General features: G+C 55.5%; 15 protein-coding genes. 13 read left to right on the top strand and 2 right to left on the bottom strand.

Annotation, left to right across the window (positions count from 1 at the left end):
* Nucleotides 1-187 precede the first annotated feature (187 nt).
* The 8 genes from IM317_RS08225 to IM317_RS08190 all read left to right on the top strand — a co-directional run bounded on the left by IM317_RS08225 (nt 188) and on the right by IM317_RS08190 (nt 9,060).
* Complete coding sequence (locus IM317_RS08225) at nt 188-766, top strand: lipoprotein (protein ID WP_023310568.1); 579 nt, start codon at nt 188-190, stop codon at nt 764-766.
* Between the two features lie 46 nt (nt 767-812).
* Entirely contained in the window at nt 813-2,288 is a 1,476-nt protein-coding gene (gene ampG, locus IM317_RS08220; protein ID WP_033144772.1) for a muropeptide MFS transporter AmpG, read from the top strand.
* Between the two features lie 477 nt (nt 2,289-2,765).
* Entirely contained in the window at nt 2,766-3,713 is a 948-nt protein-coding gene (gene cyoA, locus IM317_RS08215; protein WP_014882770.1) for a cytochrome o ubiquinol oxidase subunit II, read from the top strand.
* 16 nt (nt 3,714-3,729) lie between these two features.
* Entirely contained in the window at nt 3,730-5,721 is a 1,992-nt protein-coding gene (gene cyoB / locus IM317_RS08210; RefSeq protein WP_014168864.1) for a cytochrome o ubiquinol oxidase subunit I, read from the top strand.
* Entirely contained in the window at nt 5,711-6,325 is a 615-nt protein-coding gene (locus tag IM317_RS08205; protein WP_023334703.1) for a cytochrome o ubiquinol oxidase subunit III, read from the top strand. The genes cyoB and IM317_RS08205 overlap by 11 nt, the downstream gene beginning before the upstream one ends.
* A complete protein-coding gene (locus IM317_RS08200) occupies nt 6,325-6,651 on the top strand; it encodes a cytochrome o ubiquinol oxidase subunit IV (protein WP_006176899.1) in 327 nt (108 codons plus the stop codon). Before IM317_RS08205 ends, IM317_RS08200 begins: the two co-directional genes overlap by 1 nt.
* Before the next feature lie 11 nt (nt 6,652-6,662).
* Nucleotides 6,663-7,550 carry a heme o synthase gene (gene cyoE / locus IM317_RS08195; RefSeq protein WP_033144771.1) on the top strand — a complete coding sequence of 296 codons (888 nt, stop codon included), beginning with the start codon at nt 6,663-6,665 and terminating at the stop codon, nt 7,548-7,550.
* A gap of 148 nt (nt 7,551-7,698) precedes the next feature.
* A complete protein-coding gene (locus tag IM317_RS08190) occupies nt 7,699-9,060 on the top strand; it encodes an MFS transporter (RefSeq protein WP_023310566.1) in 1,362 nt (453 codons plus the stop codon).
* A gap of 32 nt (nt 9,061-9,092) precedes the next feature.
* On the opposite strand, the gene IM317_RS08185 is transcribed toward IM317_RS08190, so the two are convergent.
* On the bottom strand, nt 9,093-9,584 hold the full coding sequence (locus IM317_RS08185) for a YajQ family cyclic di-GMP-binding protein (protein ID WP_033144770.1): 492 nt from the start codon (nt 9,582-9,584) through the stop codon (nt 9,093-9,095).
* Between the two features lie 121 nt (nt 9,585-9,705).
* Between IM317_RS08185 and panE the strand changes: the two genes are divergently transcribed.
* Nucleotides 9,706-10,617 (top strand): 2-dehydropantoate 2-reductase, encoded by a 912-nt coding sequence (gene panE / locus IM317_RS08180; protein ID WP_033144769.1) that lies wholly within the window; start codon nt 9,706-9,708, stop codon nt 10,615-10,617.
* Entirely contained in the window at nt 10,580-11,170 is a 591-nt protein-coding gene (yajL, locus tag IM317_RS08175; protein WP_033144768.1) for a protein deglycase YajL, read from the top strand. The genes panE and yajL overlap by 38 nt, the downstream gene beginning before the upstream one ends.
* 61 nt (nt 11,171-11,231) lie before the next feature.
* Here the strand turns inward: yajL and thiI are convergent, their stop codons facing one another.
* Nucleotides 11,232-12,680 (bottom strand): tRNA uracil 4-sulfurtransferase ThiI, encoded by a 1,449-nt coding sequence (gene thiI, locus IM317_RS08170; RefSeq protein WP_033144767.1) that lies wholly within the window; start codon nt 12,678-12,680, stop codon nt 11,232-11,234.
* Between the two features lie 191 nt (nt 12,681-12,871).
* On the opposite strand from thiI, the gene xseB reads away from it, so the two are divergent.
* From xseB to dxs, 3 genes are read left to right on the top strand one after another with little or no spacing between them, the layout of a single operon-like run.
* On the top strand, nt 12,872-13,114 hold the full coding sequence (gene xseB, locus IM317_RS08165; RefSeq protein ID WP_008503331.1) for an exodeoxyribonuclease VII small subunit: 243 nt from the start codon (nt 12,872-12,874) through the stop codon (nt 13,112-13,114).
* Nucleotides 13,115-14,014, top strand: a complete 900-nt coding sequence (gene ispA / locus IM317_RS08160; RefSeq protein ID WP_008503332.1) for a (2E,6E)-farnesyl diphosphate synthase — start codon at nt 13,115-13,117, stop codon at nt 14,012-14,014.
* Nucleotides 14,015-14,038: 24 nt separating this feature from the next.
* Nucleotides 14,039-15,901: a 1-deoxy-D-xylulose-5-phosphate synthase gene (gene dxs, locus IM317_RS08155; protein ID WP_033144766.1), complete on the top strand. Its 1,863-nt coding sequence runs from the start codon at nt 14,039-14,041 to the stop codon at nt 15,899-15,901.
* Nucleotides 15,902-15,922: the final 21 nt, after the last annotated feature.

Raw genomic sequence — 15,922 nt, 5'->3', positions numbered from 1 at the left:
AACGAATGAAGTTCACTGTGAGACTCATACGTTTTGTCATACACGGATTGGGAAAAACGGTGAACTGGTCAGTTTTCGGACAAGGCGATGAATTTACATGCGTTGACCACTTCCCCTCGCCGTTGGCGATGTTATGATGGCGGCAATTTTTCTCTTTATATGCTTACGATTCGTTGAGAACCCGAAAATGTTAAAAAAACTCTTCTTTCCGTTGGTAGCCCTTTTTATGCTGGCAGGCTGTGCTACCCCGCCTACCACCATTGATGTCTCACCAAAAATCACTCTGCCTCAGCAGGACCCAAGCCTGATGGGCGTCACCGTGAGCATTAACGGTGCCGATCAGCGTCAGGATCAGGCGCTGGCTAAAGTGACCCGCGATAACCAGCAGGTTACTCTCACCGCCTCCCGCGACCTGCGCTTCCTGCTCCAAGAAGTGCTGGAGAAACAGATGACCGCTCGCGGCTATATGATTGGCCCAAGCGGCGCGGTTGATCTGCAGATCATCGTGAATAACCTGTACGCTGACGTGTCTCAGGGCAACGTGCGCTACAACATTGCGACCAAAGCGGATATCGCCATCATTGCCACCGCGAAGAATGGCAACAAGATGACTAAAAACTACCGCGCCAGCTACTCTGTTGAAGGTGCCTTCCAGGCTTCTAACCAGAACATTGCTAACGCCGTGAACAGCGTGCTGACCGATACCATCGCCGATATGGCGCAGGACACCAGCATTCACGACTTCATCAAGCAGAACGCGCGTTAATCCCGCTCTCTGACCCGGTGTATCACCGGGTCAGTTTTATAAGAACATGTCCAGCCATTACTTACGCATTTTCCAGCAACCGAAATCAGCGATCCTGCTGATCCTCGGCTTCGCCTCGGGTTTACCCCTCGCACTCACTTCCGGCACGCTTCAGGCGTGGATGACGGTTGAGAACATCGATCTTAAAACCATCGGTTTCTTCTCGCTTGTCGGCCAGGCCTATGTCTTTAAGTTCCTGTGGTCTCCGGTCATGGATCGCTACACGCCGCCTTTCCTCGGACGTCGACGCGGCTGGCTAGTGATGACGCAGATCCTGCTGCTGCTGGCTATTGCGGCAATGGGGTTTCTTGAACCCACCACCCAGCTTCGCTGGATGGCAGCGCTTGCGGTGGTGATTGCCTTCTGTTCCGCCTCTCAGGATATCGTGTTCGACGCCTGGAAGACGGACGTGCTACCTGCGGAAGAGCGCGGCGCCGGCGCGGCAATCAGCGTGCTGGGCTATCGCCTCGGGATGCTGGTCTCCGGCGGGCTGGCACTGTGGCTCGCCGACCGTTACCTAGGCTGGCAGGGCATGTACTGGCTGATGGCCGCCCTGCTGATCCCCTGCATTATCGCGACGCTGTTCGCGCCCGAACCGAGTGACGTCATCCCGGTTCCCCGCTCGCTGGAGCAGGCCGTCGCCGAACCGCTCCGTGACTTCTTTGGCCGCAACAACGCCTGGCTGATCCTGCTGCTCATCGTCCTTTATAAGCTGGGTGATGCCTTTGCCATGAGCCTCACCACCACCTTCCTGATCCGGGGCGTCGGTTTTGACGCCGGTGAAGTGGGTGTGGTGAATAAAACGCTGGGGCTGTTTGCGACCATTGTCGGCGCACTTTATGGCGGCGTACTGATGCAGCGCCTGACGCTGTTTCGCGCGCTGCTGATTTTCGGCATCCTTCAGGGCGCCTCTAACGCAGGCTACTGGCTGCTGTCAATTACCGACAAACATACGATCAGCATGGCCGCTGCGGTGTTCTTCGAAAACCTTTGCGGCGGCATGGGCACAGCGGCGTTTGTCGCCCTGTTGATGACCCTGTGCAACAAGTCGTTTTCCGCTACCCAGTTCGCGCTGCTCTCGGCGCTCTCCGCCGTTGGCCGGGTGTACGTTGGCCCGATTGCCGGCTGGTTCGTGGAAGCCCATGGCTGGCCAACATTTTATCTCTTCTCGGTCGTGGCTGCCGTGCCGGGAATTTTATTGCTGCTGGTCTGCCGTCAGACGCTGGAATATACCCAGCGGACAGAACATTTTATGCCGCGCACCGAATATCGCCGCGCCTATCGTTTTGCGCTACGTCTGTTAATGGCGGGCTGCATTGCTCTGGCGCTCTGGCTTGTGGTGCTTATTATCAATGCCAGCACCTCTCTGGTACTCCCTTTCGAAGCCCTTCTGCTGGACGCAGGCGCCCTGCTGGCTATCGCCGGGATCCTGACCGGAGGTCTGCTTGATTTCATGGCGTTGCGTAAAACGCAGATGACCTGAAGAAAAATGCGAAAGGTTATTTCCCGTTGTAATCACTAACCGAAATTATAACGGCGAAATAGCCGCCAGGCGCAAAAAAAATATTTGTTGTTTTGTGCGGGATAAGATTTAGAAATTATTGGCTCCCATTCCAAAACGCTATTTTTCATTAAACGATTCAGCATACGAGAGTTTGATTTTTCGTTTTTCAGATGTCTTTTTATTGATAATTAATTGTTAATTTTTTGTTTATTTTCAACAATGGTTATACCAATTGCCCCTTTTAGGGTATGCTTGGGGGTCCTTTCGTTATAAAGCCCATGCCATGCGGCTTCGGTCATAAAAACCGACATAATTTGCAACACTTGTGACACGTGCGGCAGAACCCGGTAACACCTTCCTGACACAGGCCTAATGATGTTTACAGTAATGTAACCTTCCCGTAAAATGCCCGCACACTTTAAACGCCACCAGACTCCGTGGAATTGAGGTCGTTAAATGAGACTCGGGAAATACAATAAAAGTTTGGGATGGTTGTCATTATTCGCGGGCACTGTATTACTCAGTGGCTGCGATTCTGCACTACTAGACCCCAAAGGACAGATTGGACTGGAACAACGTTCACTGATATTGACGGCTTTTGGCCTGATGTTGATTGTGGTTATTCCTGCCATTTTGATGGCTGTTGGTTTCGCCTGGAAGTATCGTGCGAGCAATAAAGATGCGAAGTATAGCCCTAACTGGTCACACTCCAATAAAGTGGAAGCTGTGGTCTGGACGGTACCTATTCTGATCATCCTGTTCCTTGCCGTACTGACCTGGAAAACCACTCACGCACTTGAGCCAAGCAAACCGCTGGTTCACGATGAGAAACCTATTACCATTGAAGTGGTCTCCATGGACTGGAAATGGTTCTTCATCTATCCAGAGCAGGGTATTGCTACCGTGAATGAAATCGCCTTCCCGGCGAACACTCCGGTTCAGTTCAAAGTGACCTCCAACTCCGTAATGAACTCCTTCTTCATCCCACGTCTGGGTAGCCAGATTTACGCGATGGCCGGTATGCAGACCAACCTGCACCTGATCGCGAATGAAGCAGGCACCTATGATGGTATCTCCGCCAGCTATAGCGGCCCGGGCTTCTCAGGTATGAAGTTCAAAGCTATTGCGACGCCAGACCGTGCCGCTTTCGACCAGTGGGTTGAAAAAGCGAAGCAGTCTCCAAACACCATGTCTGACATGGCGGCGTTCGAAAAAGTGGCTGCACCAAGCGAATACAACAAGGTGGAGTACTTCTCTAATGTGAAACCAGATTTGTTCAAAGACGTTATTGGCAAATTTATGGATCACGGCAAGAGCATGGACATGACCCAGCCTGAAGGCGAGCACAGCGCGCACGAAGGTATGGAAGGCATGGACATGAGCCACGCGGAAACCGCTCACTAAGGGGCCGAGGAAGAAAATGTTCGGAAAATTGACACTGGATGCAGTGCCCTACCATGAACCGATTATCGTGGTTACGGTGGCTGCAATTATCATTGGTGGCGCGGCCTTACTGGCCCTGATCACTTACTTCGGTAAGTGGAGCTACCTGTGGAACGAGTGGCTGACTTCGGTTGACCACAAAAAACTCGGTATCATGTACTGCATCGTCGGTATCGTCATGTTAATTCGTGGCTTTGCGGATGCGATCATGATGCGTAGCCAGCAGGCACTCGCTTCTGCGGGCGAAGCCGGCTTCCTGCCACCGCACCACTACGATCAGATCTTTACCGCCCACGGCGTTATCATGATCTTCTTCGTGGCGATGCCGCTGGTTATCGGTCTGATGAACGTTGTCGTTCCGCTGCAAATCGGCGCGCGCGACGTGGCGTTCCCGTTCCTGAACAACCTGAGCTTCTGGTTCACGGTTGTCGGCGTTATCCTGGTTAACCTGTCACTGGGTGTGGGCGAATTCGCGCAGACCGGCTGGCTGGCTTACCCGCCGCTGTCAGGAATTGAGTACAGTCCGGGCGTTGGCGTCGACTACTGGATTTGGGCGCTTCAGCTCTCCGGTGTCGGTACTACCCTGACCGGTATCAACTTCTTCGTGACCATTATCAAGATGCGTGCCCCAGGCATGACCATGTTCAAGATGCCGGTATTTACCTGGGCATCTCTGTGCGCCAACATCCTGATTATAGCCTCCTTCCCAATTCTGACCGTCACCATCGCGCTGCTGACCCTGGACCGCTACCTGGGCACCCATTTCTTCACGAATGATATGGGTGGCAACATGATGATGTACATCAACCTGATTTGGGCCTGGGGTCACCCGGAAGTGTACATTCTGGTTCTGCCTGTGTTCGGTGTGTTCTCCGAAATCGCGGCAACCTTCTCGCGTAAACGTCTGTTTGGTTACACCTCTCTGGTGTGGGCAACCGTGTGTATTACCGTTCTGTCGTTCATTGTTTGGCTGCACCACTTCTTCACCATGGGTGCGGGCGCGAACGTAAACGCCTTCTTCGGTATTACCACCATGATTATCGCCATCCCTACCGGGGTGAAGATCTTCAACTGGCTGTTCACCATGTACCAGGGCCGTATCGTGTTCCACTCAGCGATGCTGTGGACCATCGGCTTCATCGTGACCTTCTCCGTAGGTGGGATGACCGGCGTACTGCTGGCGGTACCAGGTGCTGACTTCGTTCTGCACAACAGCCTGTTCCTGATTGCGCACTTCCATAACGTTATCATCGGTGGCGTGGTCTTCGGCTGCTTCGCTGGCGTAACCTACTGGTGGCCAAAAGCGTTCGGCTTCACGCTGAACGAAAAATGGGGTAAACGCGCGTTCTGGTTCTGGATCATCGGCTTCTTCGTAGCATTTATGCCGCTGTACGTGCTGGGCTTCATGGGTATGACCCGTCGTCTGAGCCAGCAGATCGATCCTCAGTTCCACCCAATGCTGATGGTTGCAGCGGGCGGCGCCGTGCTGATTGCCTGCGGTATCGCGTCTCAGCTGATTCAGTTCTACGTGTCTATTCGCGACCGCGACCAGAACCGTGACCTGACCGGTGACCCATGGGGTGGCCGTACGCTGGAGTGGGCGACCTCTTCTCCACCTCCTTTCTATAACTTTGCCATCGTGCCGCAGGTTCATGAACGCGACGCATTCTGGGAAATGAAAGAAAAAGGTGAAGCATACAAGCAACCTGCTCATTACGAAGAAATCCACATGCCGAAAAACAGCGGTGCGGGCATTGTGATTGCCGCCTTCGCAACGGTATTTGGTTTCGCAATGATCTGGCACATCTGGTGGATGGCGATTGTTGGCTTCGCCGGCATCGTAATCAGCTGGATTGTGAAGAGCTTTGACGAGGACGTGGACTACTACGTACCAGTCCGTGAAGTTGAGAAGCTGGAAAATCAGCATTTCGACGAGATTTCTAAAGCGGGGCTGAAAAATGGCAACTGATACTCTGGCGCACTCAACTGCCCACGCGCATGAACATGCGCACCACGATACAGGACCGACCAAAGTCTTCGGTTTCTGGATCTACTTGATGAGCGACTGCATTCTGTTCTGCTGTCTGTTCGCGACCTACGCCGTTCTGGTGAACGGCACGGCGGGCGGCCCGGCTGGCAAGGACATCTTTGAACTGCCGTTCGTTCTGGTTGAAACCGCATTGCTGTTATTCAGCTCCATCACCTACGGCATGGCGGCTATCGCCATGTACAAAAACAACAAGAGCCAGGTTGTGTCCTGGCTGGCGTTGACCTGGCTGTTTGGTGCTGGATTTATCGGGATGGAAATCTATGAATTCCATCACCTGATTCTGGAAGGTTTCGGTCCGGATCGCAGTGGCTTCCTGTCCGCGTTCTTCGCGCTGGTCGGTACCCACGGTCTGCACGTGACCTCTGGTCTGATCTGGATGGCGGTACTGATGTTCCAGGTATCCCGTCGCGGCCTGACCAGCACTAACCGTACCCGTATCATGTGCCTGAGCCTGTTCTGGCACTTCCTGGACGTGGTGTGGATCTGTGTGTTCTCTGTTGTATATCTGATGGGGGCGATGTAATGAGTCATTCAAACGATCATGGCGCTTCCCACGGTAGCGTAAAAACCTACATGACAGGTTTCATCCTGTCGATCATCCTGACGGTGATCCCGTTCTGGATGGTGATGAGCGGTTCTGCGTCTAAACCGGTTATTCTGGGTGCAATCCTGGTGACCGCGGTGATTCAGATTCTGGTGCATCTGGTTTGCTTCCTGCACATGAACACCAAGTCCGATGAAGGCTGGAATATGACCGCCTTTATCTTTACCGTGATTATCATCGCTATCCTGGTAGTCGGTTCCATCTGGATTATGTGGAACCTCAACTACAACATGATGGTTCACTAAGAGCGGCGAGTATGTTTAAGCAATACCTGCAAGTAACGAAACCAGGCATCATCTTTGGCAACCTGATCTCCGTGATCGGAGGGTTCCTGCTGGCCTCTAAGGGCAGCATTGATTACACCCTCTTTATCTACACGCTGGTCGGTGTGTCACTGGTTGTTGCGTCCGGTTGTGTATTTAACAACTACATCGACATGGATATCGACAAGAAGATGGAAAGGACCAAAAATCGGGTGCTGGTGAAAGGCCTGATCGCCCCTTCCGTCTCGCTGGTGTACGCCACCTTGCTGGGTATTGCTGGCTTTATGCTGCTGTGGTTTGGTGCTAACCCGCTGGCCTGCTGGCTGGGGGTGATGGGGTTCGTGGTGTATGTGGGCGTCTACAGCCTGTATATGAAACGCCACTCCGTCTACGGCACGCTGATTGGTTCTCTCTCCGGCGCTGCGCCGCCGGTGATTGGCTACTGCGCGGTCACGAACGAGTTAGACAGCGGTGCGCTGATCCTGCTGGCTATCTTTAGCCTGTGGCAGATGCCGCACTCCTATGCCATCGCGATTTTCCGCTTTAAGGATTATCAGGCAGCGAACATCCCGGTTCTGCCGGTCGTGAAAGGCATTTCTGTTGCCAAGAACCACATCACGCTGTACATCATCGCCTTTGCCGTGGCAACGCTGATGCTCTCTCTGGGTGGTTACGCCGGGTATAAATATCTGGCGGTAGCGGCTGCGGTGAGCGTCTGGTGGCTCGGTATGGCGCTGCGCGGTTACAAAGTGGAAGATGACAAAGTCTGGGCGCGCAAGCTGTTTGTGTTCTCGATTGTGGCCATCACCTCGCTGTCCGTGATGATGTCCGTGGACTTCATGGTGCCAGATTCACACAACCTGCTGACTTACGTCTGGTAAGCCAAACAGGTCAATAAAAGGGTGCTTCGGCACCCTTTTTTATTCACTGAATCTACTAATAACGCATGTAATATTTGTTAAATAACCCTTTATTTACCCCGCCCCTTCCCCGCACTACACTATGGCCTGCTTTTGAACTGAGGTGGTAATGAACGATTATAAAATGACGCCAGGCGAGCTACGCGCGACCTGGGGCTTAGGGACTGTCTTCTCGCTACGGATGCTTGGCATGTTTATGGTCCTGCCTGTTCTGACCACGTACGGTATGGCGCTGCAGGGGGCCAGCGAGGCGCTGATTGGACTCGCGATCGGCATCTACGGTCTGGCGCAGGCGGTTTTCCAGATCCCCTTTGGCCTGCTGTCTGACCGGGTGGGCCGAAAGCCGCTGATCGTCGGCGGGCTGCTGGTCTTTGTGCTCGGAAGCGTGATTGCCGCCCTCTCCCACTCCATCTGGGGGATTATTCTCGGCCGCGCCCTGCAAGGTTCCGGCGCGATTGCCGCCGCGGTGATGGCGCTGCTGTCCGACTTAACCCGCGAGCAAAACCGCACTAAAGCGATGGCGTTCATCGGCGTGAGCTTTGGCGTGACCTTTGCGATTGCGATGGTGCTGGGCCCCATCATTACGCACACGCTGGGTCTGCACGCCCTGTTCTGGATGATTGCCGTGCTGGCGACCATCGGTATTGCCTTAACCCTGTGGGTCGTGCCGGACAGCAAAAACCACGTCCTGAACCGCGAATCGGGGATGGTAAAAGGCTGCTTCAGCAAAGTGATTGTCGAGCCGCGCCTGCTCAAGCTTAACTTTGGCATTATGTGTCTGCACATCCTGCTGATGTCGACCTTTGTCGCCCTGCCCGGCCAGCTTGCCGCAGCGGGTTTCCCGGCGGCTGAGCACTGGAAAATCTATCTGGTCACGATGCTGATTTCGTTTGTCTCCGTCGTGCCGTTCATCATCTACGCCGAAGTGAAGCGCAAAATGAAGCGCGTCTTCGTGGGCTGCGTGGCGGTCCTGCTGATTGCCGAAATTGTGCTCTGGGGTGCCGGCCCGCACTTCTGGGAACTGATTGCCGGCGTACAGCTGTTCTTCCTGGCCTTTAACCTGATGGAAGCCCTACTGCCGTCGCTGATCAGCAAAGAGTCCCCCGCCGGATATAAAGGCACCGCGATGGGCATCTACTCCACCAGCCAGTTTCTCGGCGTGGCGATCGGCGGCTCGCTCGGCGGCTGGGTGGACGGCCTGTTTGATTCACAAACCGTGTTCCTCGCCGGTGCGCTATTGGCAACAGTCTGGCTACTGGTCGCCAGCACCATGAAAGAGCCGCGCTACGTGAGCAGCCTGCGCGTGGAAATCCCGGATGATGTGGAAATCAGCGATATGCTGAAGCAGCGTCTGGAAGCCAAAGAGGGTGTGACAGAAGTGCTCATCGTCCCGGAAGAGCGCAGCGCTTACGTCAAAATAGACAGTAAAATGACCAACCGCTTCGAGGTTGAGCAGGCGCTCAAAGCGTGAAAAAAAGCCCGGTTAAACCGGGCTTTTTTATATCAATCGCGGAAGTTTTTAAACTGGAACGGTTGCCCAAGATCGCCGCCGCGCACCAGCGCCATTACGGACTGGAGGTCATCGCGGGACTTACCGGTCACGCGAATTTCTTCGCCCTGGATCTGCGCCTGCACCTTCAGCTTGCTATCTTTAATAAGCTTAACGATCTTCTTCTGCACCGCGCTCTCGATGCCCTGCTTCAGCCTGGCTTCAACAAACCAGTTTTTACCGCTGTGCACAAATTCTTCCGGCACGTCCAGAGACGTCCCTTCGATGCCGCGCTTTAACAGCTTGGCGCGCAAAATGTCGAGCAGCTGATTCACCTGGAAATCAGACTCGCTCAGCACCTTAATGGTCTTATTTGCGTCGTTCAGCTCAAACGACGCCTCAACGCCACGAAAATCGAAACGTGACTCAACTTCGCGGGTTGCGTTCTCAACGCCGTTGCGAACTTCCTGGATATCAACTTCGGAAACAATATCGAAAGATGGCATCTTTTCTTCTCCCTTCACTTTTGTTGCGTTGCATAATACCCGCTACGAGGCATAACTCAACAGAAGCTTAGCTGTATAATTAAGCTGTAACACCTGGCGCAGTTGCAGGTGAGGAGGAACAATGAAAATTACGGTGCTCGGATGCGGAGCGCTTGGTCAGCTGTGGCTGACCGCGCTGTGCAAGCACGGACATGAGGTTCAGGGCTGGCTGCGCGTGCCCCAGCCCTATTGCAGTGTAAACCTGATTGGTGAAGACGGAAGCATCTTTAACGAATCCCTCACCGCGAACGATCCTGATTTCCTGGCGCAAAGCGATCTTTTACTGGTGACGCTCAAAGCGTGGCAGGTCTCAGACGCGGTAAAGACACTGGCCGCGCAGCTCCCCCCCACTTCGCCCATACTGCTGCTGCATAACGGCATGGGGACCCTTGATGAGCTGAAAAACGTCCCGCAGCCCCTGCTGATGGCGACGACCACGCACGCTGCCCGTCGCGACGGCAACATCATCGTGCATGTCGCCAGCGGCGTGACGCACATCGGGCCCGCCAGAACTCAGGATGGAGATTACAGCTATCTTGCCGATGTGCTGCAGAAGGTGCTGCCGGACGTCGCCTGGCACAACAACATCCGCCCTCAGCTGTGGCGCAAGCTGGCGGTAAATTGCGTAATCAATCCGCTGACGGCGCTGTGGAATTGCCCGAACGGGGAGCTGAAAAATCATCCGCAGGACGTTGCGATTTTGTGTGCGGAAGTCGCGGCGGTCGTTGAGCGGGAAGGCCTGCATACCTCGGCCGACGATTTGCGCTGTTATGTCGAGCAGGTCATTGAGAGCACGGCAGAAAACATCTCCTCGATGCTGCAGGATGTTCGGGCTTTACGCCACACGGAGATCGACTACATTACCGGCTATCTGCTAAAACGCGCCCGCGCGCACGGCATTTCCGTGCCGGAAAACGCCCGTCTGTATGACCTGGTTAAACGTAAGGAGAGTGAATATGAGCGCGTCAGCACTGATCTGCCTCGCCCCTGGTAGCGAAGAGATGGAAGCGGTCACCACCATTGATTTGATGGTGCGCGGCGGCATTAAGGTCACCACCGCCAGCGTCGCCAGCGACGGTAATCTGGCAATCACCTGCTCGCGCGGGGTGAAAATCCTTGCGGATGCCCCCCTCGTTCAGGTGGCTGACGGCGATTACGACATCATCGTGCTGCCCGGCGGCTTAAAAGGCGCGGAATGTTTTCGCGATAGCCCGCTGCTGGTCGAGACCGTGCGTCAGTTTCATTTATCCGGCCGCATCGTCGCGGCAATCTGTGCCGCAGCAGGAACGGTTCTGGTTCCGCACGATATCTTCCCCATCGGCAATATGACAGGCTTCCCGGGGCTGAAGGATACGATCCCGGAAGAGCACTGGGTGGATAAACGCGTCGTCTGGGACCCGCGCGTCAACCTGCTGACCAGCCAGGGGCCAGGCACCGCGATTGATTTTGGCTTAAAGATTATTGACCTGCTGGTCGGGCGCGAGAAAGCGTACGAAGTGGCGTCGTCGCTGGTGATGCCGGCGGGGATTTATAATTATTACGAATAGGTGTTCTCCCTATGGGAGAGAGCCGGGGTGAGGGCTTCAGGCCGCACTCCCCGGCAAAAAACTACGGGCGATACACCTTCACGTTCGCAAAGCCCTGTTCGCGCAGATACAGCGCCTGCAGGCGACTCATCACCCCGCGCTCGCACCACAGCAGATACGTTTTGCTCTGGTCGAGATCGCCAAACTTGGTGCTCAGCTTATAGAACGGCAGAGAAACCACGTCGACGCCTTCAACCTGAAGCGGCTTGTCATCCTGCTCGTCAATGGAGCGGATATCCAGAATCGCATCGTTAGCGCCGAAACCGCTCACGGTTTCAACTTCAACGACTTCCTGCTCGGTCTGCTGGGCAATCTCGCGGATGTCGATGTTGGACGCTTCATCCACCACTTTTTCCAGAATGCTGAAATCGAAGTTCTCTTCTTCCGCTTCGATCTTCGCCTTCACCGCCTTCACCGTTGGGCTTTTTGAGATCACGCCGCAGTATTCCGGCATGGTGCGGGCAAAATCTTCGGTACCGATTTCGCGCGCCAGATCGATGATGTGCTCTTTATCGTGGGAGATCAGCGGGCGCAGGATCAGCGTATCAGACACGTTGTCGATCAGACGCAGGTTGGTCAGCGTCTGGCTGGACACCTGGCCCAGCGCTTCACCGGTGACCAGCGCCTGTACGCCGTAGCGCTCGGCAACTTTGGACGCCGCACGCACCATCATGCGCTTCAGCACCACGCCCATCTGGCCGTCGTCCACTTTTTCGAGGATTTCGCCGACCACAGGTTCGAAGTTGATCGCCACGAAACGCACGCGGTGGGAACTGCCGAAGCGGTTCCACAGGTAATGCGCGACCTGACGAACGCCGATTTCGTGCGCCGCGCCGCCCAGGTTGAAGAAGCAGTAGTGCACACGGCAGCCGCGACGCATCAGCATATAGCTGGAGACGCCGGAGTCGAAGCCGCCGGAGATCAGAGACAATACGTCTTCCTGGGTGCCAATCGGGAAGCCGCCGATACCTTCATAGCGCCCTTTCACCAGCAGCAGGCGATCGTTTTCGATCTCCAGGTTCACGGTTACGTCCGGGTTGGTCAGACGAACGCGCGCCGTTTCAACGTGCTGGTTCAAACCGCCGCCGACGTAACGTTCCACTTCAATAGAGCTGAACTCGTGCTTACCGCGACGCTTCACGCGCACGCAGAAGGTTTTGCCTTCGATCTGGTCGCGGTACTGCACCAGCGCTTTCTCGAAGATGTCGTGCATATCGCTGAACGGAACATCTTCCACTTCCAGGATATGGTGGATCCCCGGAATACGGGTCAGCGCGTCGCGAATATCCTGACGTTTATTTTCGTCTTTGGCGCGCACTTCAACGTGGTCCCAGTGGCGCACCACGGCGAGGGTTTCGTCGTAGTGCTTTAATACGTTACGAATGTTCCCGGTGAGAATTTTAATAAAGCGCAAACGCACAGATTGGCTTTTGATGGTGATTTCAGGGAACAATTTAATGATAAACTTCATGGCGGCAATGTTTCTTAGGCAAGCGTATTAAGGCTTGTAATGGAAAAGAGTACAGCAGCCCACACCCGTGGCTGCATCCAGGCGCGCAAGTATACCACCATCGCGCCGCTCCTGTGCACATTGCGCGTTATTTGATAATTGCCCTGAGTCCGTTACCATGTCGGGGCTGAGAATATAAGAGTCAATTCACTATGCCGAAGAAGAACGACGCACCGGCCAGTTTCGAAACTGCGCTGAGTGAACTGGAGCAAATCGTTACCCGTCTTGAAAGCGGCGATCTCCCGCTGGAAGAGGCGCTCAACGAATTCGAGCGTGGCGTGCAGCTGGCGCGCCAGGGGCAGGTCAAACTGCAGCAGGCCGAGCAGCGCGTGCAGATCCTGCTTTCCGACAGCGAAGACGCGAAAACCACGCCTTTCACACCGGACGCCGAGTAAATGGATTTTGCCAACGAGCTTCAGGCGCGTGTCGTACGCGCCAACGACGCCCTGCGCCGTTTTATTGCGCCACAGCCTTTTCAGAACACTCCTCTGGTTGAAGCCATGCACTATGGCGCACTCTTGGGTGGAAAGCGCCTGCGCCCGTTCCTGGTCTACGCCACAGGCAATATGTTTGGCATCAGCGATAACACGCTGGACGCCCCGGCAGCCGCCGTTGAGTGCATCCACGCCTACTCGCTGATCCACGACGATCTCCCGGCCATGGACGACGACGATTTGCGTCGGGGTCAACCCACCTGCCATATCAAGTTTGGCGAGGCGAATGCCATTCTGGCGGGTGATGCCCTGCAAACGCTGGCGTTCTCGATTCTGAGCGACGCGCCGATGGCGGAAGTGGCCGACCGCGACCGCCTGGCGATGATCTCCGAACTGGCAATGGCCAGCGGCGTGGCCGGCATGTGCGGCGGACAGGCGCTGGATCTTGAAGCGGAAGGACGTCAGGTTAATCTGGAACAGCTGGAGCGTATTCACCGCCATAAAACCGGGGCGTTGATTCGTTCCGCCGTTCGCCTGGGCGCGCTGAGCGCGGGTGAACAAGGGCGCAAAGCCCTGCCGATTCTGGACAGATACGCAGAAAGTATCGGTCTGGCGTTCCAGGTTCAGGATGACATTCTGGATGTGGTGGGCGATACTGCAACATTGGGTAAACGTCAGGGTGCGGACCAGCAGCTTGGCAAAAGTACCTACCCCGCCCTGCTGGGTCTTGAGCAAGCCCAACGTAAAGCCCGGGATCTGATTGACGATGCCCGCCAGTCGCTAAATGAACTGGCCGCGCAATCGCTGGATACCTCGGCACTGGAAGCGCTAGCGGACTATATAATCCAGCGTGATAAATAAACTATATATCTCGATGAGCCTTTGATGAGTTTTGATATTGCCAAATACCCGACACTGGCGTTAGTTGACTCCACCCAGGAGTTACGTCTGTTGCCGAAAGAGAGCCTGCCGAAGCTGTGCGACGAGCTGCGTCGCTACCTGCTCGACAGCGTAAGCCGCTCCAGCGGCCATTTCGCCTCCGGGCTTGGCACGGTAGAGCTGACCGTGGCGCTGCACTACGTCTATAACACGCCGTTCGATCAGCTCATCTGGGACGTGGGACACCAGGCCTATCCGCACAAAATTCTGACCGGACGTCGCGATAAAATTGGCACCATTCGTCAGAAAGGCGGCCTGCACCCGTTCCCGTGGCGCGGTGAGAGCGAGTATGACGTGCTGAGCGTCGGCCACTCCTCCACCTCCATTTCTGCGGGCATCGGTATTGCCGTTGCCGCCGAGAAAGAGAACAAGCAGCGCCGCACCGTCTGCGTGATTGGCGACGGCGCCATTACCGCCGGTATGGCCTTCGAAGCCATGAACCACGCGGGCGATATCAAGCCGGACATGCTGGTTATCCTCAACGATAACGAAATGTCGATCTCAGAGAACGTCGGCGCGCTGAATAACCATCTGGCCCAGCTGCTCTCCGGCAAGCTTTACTCCTCGCTGCGCGAAGGCGGCAAGAAAGTCTTCTCCGGCGTACCGCCGATTAAAGAGCTGCTCAAGCGTACCGAAGAACACATCAAAGGCATGGTGGTGCCGGGCACCCTGTTTGAAGAGCTGGGCTTTAACTATATTGGCCCGGTTGACGGTCACGACGTGCTGGGACTGGTGACCACGCTCAAGAACATGCGCGACCTGAAAGGCCCGCAGTTCCTGCATATCATGACCAAAAAAGGGCGCGGTTACGAACCGGCGGAAAAAGATCCGATCACCTTTCACGCGGTACCGAAATTTGACCCGTCCAGCGGCTGTCTGCCAAAAAGCAGCGGCGGCATGCCGAGCTATTCCAAAATCTTCGGCGACTGGCTGTGCGAAACCGCAGCCAAAGACAACAAGCTGATGGCGATCACCCCGGCCATGCGTGAAGGTTCCGGCATGGTGGAGTTCTCCAGAAAATACCCTGACCAGTATTTTGACGTCGCCATTGCCGAGCAGCATGCGGTGACGTTTGCAGCGGGCCTGGCGATTGGCGGCTACAAGCCCGTTGTCGCTATCTATTCCACCTTCCTGCAGCGCGCCTACGATCAGGTGATCCACGATGTGGCGATTCAGAAGCTGCCGGTACTGTTTGCTATCGATCGTGCGGGCATCGTCGGTGCCGACGGCCAGACGCACCAGGGCGCGTTTGATCTGTCGTTCCTGCGCTGTATTCCGGATATGGTTGTCATGACGCCAAGCGACGAGAACGAATGTCGTCAGATGCTGTTTACCGGCTACCACTATCAGGATGGCCCAAGCGCCGTTCGCTACCCGCGCGGCAATGCGGTAGGCGTTGAGCTTCAGCCGCTGGAAAAACTGCCGATCGGTAAAGGTCTGGTTAAGCGTCGCGGTGAAAAAGTGGCGATCATGAACTTCGGCACGCTGATGCCCGAGGCCGCGAAAGCGGCTGAAGCGCTGAATGCCACCCTGGTGGATATGCGCTTTGTGAAGCCCCTCGATGAATCTCTGATCCTGAGTATGGCTGAGACCCACGACGTGCTGGTCACGCTGGAAGAAAACGCCATCATGGGCGGCGCGGGCAGCGGCGTGAACGAGGTGCTGATGGCGAACCGTAAAGCCGTGCCGGTGCTGAACCTCGGCCTGCCGGATCGCTTCATTCCGCAAGGTACTCAGGACGAAGCCCGTGCGGCGATAGGCCTGGACGCCGCCGGTATCGAAGCCAAAATCCGTACCTGGCTGGACTGACCCTTCCCCCTTTTCCGCTCC

The sequence above is a fragment of the Enterobacter cloacae complex sp. S3 genome, assembly GCF_014930495.1.
In the GTDB taxonomy this organism is placed as follows: Bacteria; Pseudomonadota; Gammaproteobacteria; order Enterobacterales; family Enterobacteriaceae; genus Enterobacter; species Enterobacter asburiae_B.
This window is presented reverse-complemented; position numbering and strand designations above follow the sequence as displayed.

What these genes read in the sequence shown, in the direction of transcription:
- IM317_RS08225 (WP_023310568.1), top strand. Translation starts at nt 188, where the DNA reads ATGTTAAAAAAACTCTTCTTTCCGTTGGTAGCCCTTTTTATGCTGGCA.
- ampG (WP_033144772.1), top strand. Translation starts at nt 813, where the DNA reads ATGTCCAGCCATTACTTACGCATTTTCCAGCAACCGAAATCAGCGATC.
- cyoA (WP_014882770.1), top strand. Translation starts at nt 2,766, where the DNA reads ATGAGACTCGGGAAATACAATAAAAGTTTGGGATGGTTGTCATTATTC.
- cyoB (WP_014168864.1), top strand. Translation starts at nt 3,730, where the DNA reads ATGTTCGGAAAATTGACACTGGATGCAGTGCCCTACCATGAACCGATT.
- IM317_RS08205 (WP_023334703.1), top strand. Translation starts at nt 5,711, where the DNA reads ATGGCAACTGATACTCTGGCGCACTCAACTGCCCACGCGCATGAACAT.
- IM317_RS08200 (WP_006176899.1), top strand. Translation starts at nt 6,325, where the DNA reads ATGAGTCATTCAAACGATCATGGCGCTTCCCACGGTAGCGTAAAAACC.
- cyoE (WP_033144771.1), top strand. Translation starts at nt 6,663, where the DNA reads ATGTTTAAGCAATACCTGCAAGTAACGAAACCAGGCATCATCTTTGGC.
- IM317_RS08190 (WP_023310566.1), top strand. Translation starts at nt 7,699, where the DNA reads ATGAACGATTATAAAATGACGCCAGGCGAGCTACGCGCGACCTGGGGC.
- IM317_RS08185 (WP_033144770.1), bottom strand. Translation starts at nt 9,584, where the DNA reads ATGCCATCTTTCGATATTGTTTCCGAAGTTGATATCCAGGAAGTTCGC.
- panE (WP_033144769.1), top strand. Translation starts at nt 9,706, where the DNA reads ATGAAAATTACGGTGCTCGGATGCGGAGCGCTTGGTCAGCTGTGGCTG.
- yajL (WP_033144768.1), top strand. Translation starts at nt 10,580, where the DNA reads ATGAGCGCGTCAGCACTGATCTGCCTCGCCCCTGGTAGCGAAGAGATG.
- thiI (WP_033144767.1), bottom strand. Translation starts at nt 12,680, where the DNA reads ATGAAGTTTATCATTAAATTGTTCCCTGAAATCACCATCAAAAGCCAA.
- xseB (WP_008503331.1), top strand. Translation starts at nt 12,872, where the DNA reads ATGCCGAAGAAGAACGACGCACCGGCCAGTTTCGAAACTGCGCTGAGT.
- ispA (WP_008503332.1), top strand. Translation starts at nt 13,115, where the DNA reads ATGGATTTTGCCAACGAGCTTCAGGCGCGTGTCGTACGCGCCAACGAC.
- dxs (WP_033144766.1), top strand. Translation starts at nt 14,039, where the DNA reads ATGAGTTTTGATATTGCCAAATACCCGACACTGGCGTTAGTTGACTCC.